This is a genomic window from Rhodococcus sp. T9N (genome assembly GCF_024436645.1).
Taxonomy (GTDB): Bacteria; Actinomycetota; Actinomycetes; order Mycobacteriales; family Mycobacteriaceae; genus Rhodococcus_F; species Rhodococcus_F qingshengii.
This window is the reverse complement of record NZ_JAMSKS010000064.1, coordinates 1-1,346: the sequence shown is the minus strand read 5'-3', so window position 1 is coordinate 1,346 and position 1,346 is coordinate 1. Positions and strand designations below refer to the sequence as shown.

General features: G+C 62.4%; 1 protein-coding gene. It reads right to left on the bottom strand.

The window, feature by feature from the left end; all coding sequences use genetic code 11:
* Positions 1-1,343, bottom strand: a 1,343-nt coding sequence (lpdA, locus tag M1L53_RS33020) for a dihydrolipoyl dehydrogenase (protein WP_030538131.1), incomplete at its 3' end; no start/stop codon positions are given.
* Positions 1,344-1,346: the final 3 nt, after the last annotated feature.

The following is a 1,346-nucleotide window of genomic DNA, read 5'->3' as shown; positions in this document are numbered from 1 at the left end:
GTGGGGTGGGTGTGGACGTTGCGTGCCAACTCGTTGACCGTGAGGTCCCACTTCTGGGCCAAGGTCAGCTCAGGCAGCAGTTCCGAAACGTCCGGTCCGATGAGGTGCCCGCCGAGCAGTTCGCCGTACTTCTTGTCGGCGATCAGCTTGACGAAACCGGTCGGGTCACCGAGACCGTGTGCCTTGCCGTTGGCAGCGAACGGGAAGTTCGCGACCTTGACGTCGTAGCCCTCGGCCTTGGCCTGCTCCTCGGTCAAACCGAACGAGGCGACCTGCGGCTGGCAGAACGTCGCACGCGGCATCATCCGGTAGTCACCGAGTGTCTGCGTCTCCGCGCCGCCGATGGTCTCGGCAGCGACGACAGCCTGAGCTTCTGCGACGTGCGCGAGCTGCAGCTTGGCGGTGACGTCACCGATGGCGAAGATGTGCGGGACGTTGGTGCGCATGTAGTCGTCGATCGCGATGGCGCCGCGATCGGTCAACGCGACACCGGTGTTCTCGAGACCGAAGCCCTCCACGCGCGGTGCGAAGCCGACGGACTGCAGAACCTTGTCGACGACCACGGTCTCGATCTCGCCGGACTTGTTGTCCTTGATCGAGACGGTGACCTTGCTGCCGTCGTCGCTGATGGACTGCACAGCGGCACCGGTCTTGATGGTGACGCCGAGCTTCTTGTACTGCTTGGCGATTTCCTTCGAGACGTCGGCGTCCTCGTTGGGCAGTGCCCGATCGAGGAACTCGACGATCGTGACGTCGACGCCGTAGTTCTTGAGGACGTAACCGAACTCCATGCCGATCGCGCCGGCACCGACGATCAGGATCGAACCCGGAAGGTCACGGGTGAGGATCTGCTCTTCGTAGGTCACGACGTTCTCGCTCAGCGAGGTGCCGGGCAGCAGCTTGGTGTACGAACCCGTCGCGATGATCGCGTTGTCGAACGTGATCGTCTCGGTGCCACCCTTGCTCAGCTCCACGCTGATGGTGTTGGCGTCGACGAACGTGCCCTTGCCGTCGTACTCCGGGATCTTGTTCTTCTTCATCAAGAAGTGAATGCCCTTGACTCGCCCGTCCGCGACCTTGCGGCTGCGATCGAAAGCGGAGCCGAAATCGAAGGACACGTCTCCGGACATGCCGAACGTCTTCGCTTCTTTCGTGAAGATGTGCGCGAGTTCGGCGTTACGGAGAAGCGCCTTGGACGGAATGCAGCCGACATTCAGGCATACACCGCCCCAGTACTTCTGCTCGATGATGGCGGTGCTCAGGCCCAGTTGTGCCGCGCGGATAGCAGCGACGTACCCACCGGGGCCGGCTCCGAGGACAACGACGTCATAGTGTGAGGTCACGAT